Source organism: Streptomyces beijiangensis, assembly GCF_017315755.1.
In the GTDB taxonomy this organism is placed as follows: domain Bacteria; phylum Actinomycetota; class Actinomycetes; order Streptomycetales; family Streptomycetaceae; genus Streptomyces; species Streptomyces beijiangensis.
Genome location: NZ_JAFLRJ010000205.1, coordinates 1 through 3,082 on the forward strand (window position 1 = coordinate 1; position 3,082 = coordinate 3,082).

2 protein-coding genes are annotated in these 3,082 nt (G+C 69.8%); one reads left to right on the forward strand and one right to left on the reverse strand.

Annotated elements, in window-relative coordinates:
• The coding region (locus J0695_RS21765) for a glycoside hydrolase family 16 protein (RefSeq protein ID WP_206963803.1) at positions 1 to 802 on the forward strand (802 nt) is incomplete at its 5' end.
• A gap of 63 nt (positions 803 to 865) precedes the next feature.
• Here the strand turns inward: J0695_RS21765 and J0695_RS21770 are convergent.
• Positions 866 to 3,082 (reverse strand): GH92 family glycosyl hydrolase (locus J0695_RS21770; RefSeq protein WP_206963804.1); only part of this gene is annotated, 2,217 nt, incomplete at its 5' end.

Sequence of the window (3,082 nt, forward strand, 5' to 3'; positions counted from 1 at the left end):
GTTCGACGACTTCAACTACAGCGCGTACAACGACCCGGCCATCGATTCCCACGGCTGGAGCGTCCGCTCGAACTCCGGCGGTCCCGGAGTGTCCGGTGCGACCTGGGCTCCCCAGAACGTCACCTTCGCCACGGAGAGCGGCAACTCCGTGATGAATCTCGAAACGTCGACGGCGGGGACCGGGGAGTCGACGAAGCAGACCGAAGTCCTCACCAAGGCGCTGAAGTTCAAGAACGGCACCTACGCGGCCCGGGTCAAGTTCGCCGACGCCCCGAAGGCGACGGGTCCCGACGGTGACCACCTCGTCCAGACCTTCTTCACCATCAACCAGCTCAAGGCCCCGATGGCGGACGACTACGCCGAGTACGACTTCGAGTACCTGCCCAACGGAGGCTGGGGGGAGCCGTCCAACATCCTCTACACGACGTCCTGGGAGACGTACAACCCCGACCCGTGGCAGGCGGTGAACCAGCACTCGGAGTCGCGGCAGTCGTACGCGGGCTGGCACGACCTGGTGGTCACGATCGACAGCGCGCACATCACCTACTACATCGACGGCGCGCAGTTCGGCCAGCACGACGCCCAGTACCTCCCCGAGGCACCCATGTCGATCAACTTCAACCAGTGGCTGATCGACTTCGGCGGGCAGGCGTCGACGACTCCGCGCGCGTACGACCAGAAGGTCGACTACGTGCTGCACGTGAAGGACCAGGTGCTGACGCCGGCCCAGGTCAACGCGAAGGTGGCGGCCTATCGCGCCGCCGGTACGCACTTCGAGGACACCGTGTCCTCCACGGGCTGACCGGGACAGCACGGCGTGCACGCGCCGGGACCCCTGACAGGGGTCCCGGCGCGGGCACGCGGGTCAGCGGGGGAGGTCCGAGGCGTTGGTCGCCCAGCGGGTGTCCGGCTGATCCGAGAGGCCATAGGCCAAGGTGCCCCCGGTGCGCAGCAGGGAGGCGTCGGTCCAGGACCGGTCATGGGTACGGCCGTTCACCGTGAGCGCGCTGACATAGGCGTGCGCGCCGTCGGCCGACGGCGCGTCGATACGGATGTCGGTGCGGCCCGGCCTGTCGACGACGGCGTGCGGGAAGAGTGGTGCGCCCAGGAGCATGGAGGCGCTGCCCGGAGTCTGCGGGTACAGGCCGAGAGCGGAGAAGACGTACCAGGCCGACATGGTGCCGAGGTCGTCGTTCCCGGGCAGGCCCGCAGGTCCCGTGCCGTAGACGGTGTTCACGATCTGGCGGACGGTCGCCTGGGTCTTCCAGGGCCGGCCGAGCGCGTTGTACAGCCAGGGTGCGTGGATTCCCGGTTCGTTCGTGGCGTCGTACCGCAGGGGGTCGCCGCCCCTGACCGACCACGAACCGTCGGGCTTGTGGAAGAAGGCGTCGAGCCGCTGGGCCGCCGTCGCGCGGCCGCCCATCTTCTCCGCCAGGCCCTGCACGTCCTGCGGCACCATCCAGGTGTACGTGGCGCTGGTGCCCTGGGCGAAGCCGCGGTCGCTGCCGGGGCTGAAGGGCGTGACCCAGGAGCCGTCGAGGTTGCGCGCCCTGGCGTAACCGGTCGTGCCCGCGCCGTCGGTGGCGCCGGAGTCGAAGACGTTGCTCCACCAGGTGCCGCGTTCGGTGAACTCGGCTGCCTGCTGGTCGCGGCCCATCAGCTTCGCCCAGCGGCCGAGGGCGGAGTCGGCGATCGCGTCCTCCAGGGTCTCGGCTGCCCCGCCCCAGCAGTGGCAGGCGTCCTGGGCCGCGTAGTGCGACGTCAGATACTGCGCGAGGCTGGGCCGCTGTCCGGTGCACTGCCCCGGGCAGCCCGCGTCGGAGAGGCCGTCGGCGTTCGGTTCCGTGGCCTGGCGGGCGAGGGAGTCGAAGGCGCCGCGGTAGTCGAAGTTCCGTACGCCCATCGCGTAGAACGTGGCCAGTGTCGCGGCCGACGGATCGCCGGTCATCACATGGGTCGCGCCGTTGATGTGCACCCAGCGGTCCCAGACACCCCCGTTCTGCTGGGCGAAGTTGTACAGCGACTGGGCGAAGTCACCGGCGACTTCGGGCTTCAGCAGCGCCAGCAGCTGGATCTGAGCCCGGTACTGGTCCCAGCCGGAGAAGTTGCTGTACTGCGCCCGCTGGCCCCTCACGAGCCGGTGCGGTTTCCCGTCCATGCCGGGATAGCGGCCGCCGGTGTCGCTGACGATGCCCGGCTGCATCAGCGCGTGGTACATCGCGGTGTAGAAGGTGGTGCGCTGGTCCGCGCTGCCCCCGCCCGTGCGGACGGAGCCGAGCTCCTGGTCCCAGGAGCGCGCGGTGGCCGCCGCCACGTCGTCCACGCTCTCGCGCGGCCTCACCTCGGTGCGCAGATTGGCCTCGGCGCCGGCGAGGCTGACGTAGGAGATGCCGATCCGCATGTGGACATCGTTGTCAGAGCTGGTGTCGAAGCCGACCCATCCGCCCGATCCGCGGCCCGCGCGGTCGGCGCCCGTCGCGTAGCCCTCGCCGCCGGAGCCGGAGGTCGAGCCGGGGGAGAGGGTGCTGTCCTTCCAGGTCCCGGTCGAGGCGAAGCCCCGGTCGAAGGATGCCGTGAAGTAGAGCCGGTAGTAGCTCTTGCGGTTGTTGGTCCCGCCGTTGGCGCGACGGCCGCAGAAGGCTCCGGTCAGCACGGAGCCCGTCACCTTGTGGTGCTTCGCGTCGATGTCTATCTGTGCGTCCTCGCTGCCGTTGAGGGAGTTGGAGACGCGGAAGAGGAGGTTGGCCGGTGTGCCCGCGGGGAAGCTGAAATCGCCGACGCCCGCCCTCGGGGTCACGGCGAGATCCGCCCCGGCGCCGGAGTCGAGGGTCACGGAGTAACGCCCGGGCGTGGCACGTTCGTTGGCGTGGCTGAAACCGGACGCGTACACGGCGTCCTTGGTGTCGGCGGACGGCGACGTGGTGACATCGCCGGCGAACGGCATGATGGGCACGTCACCCGCGGCTCCCGGATGGCAGCCGGCGCCGTTGACGTGGGTGAGGCTCAGGCCCCGTATCCGCGTGGTGTCGTACGAGTACCCGTTGGCGGCCGCGGTGTCGGTCTGGTCGCCCTTGGTGCTCGT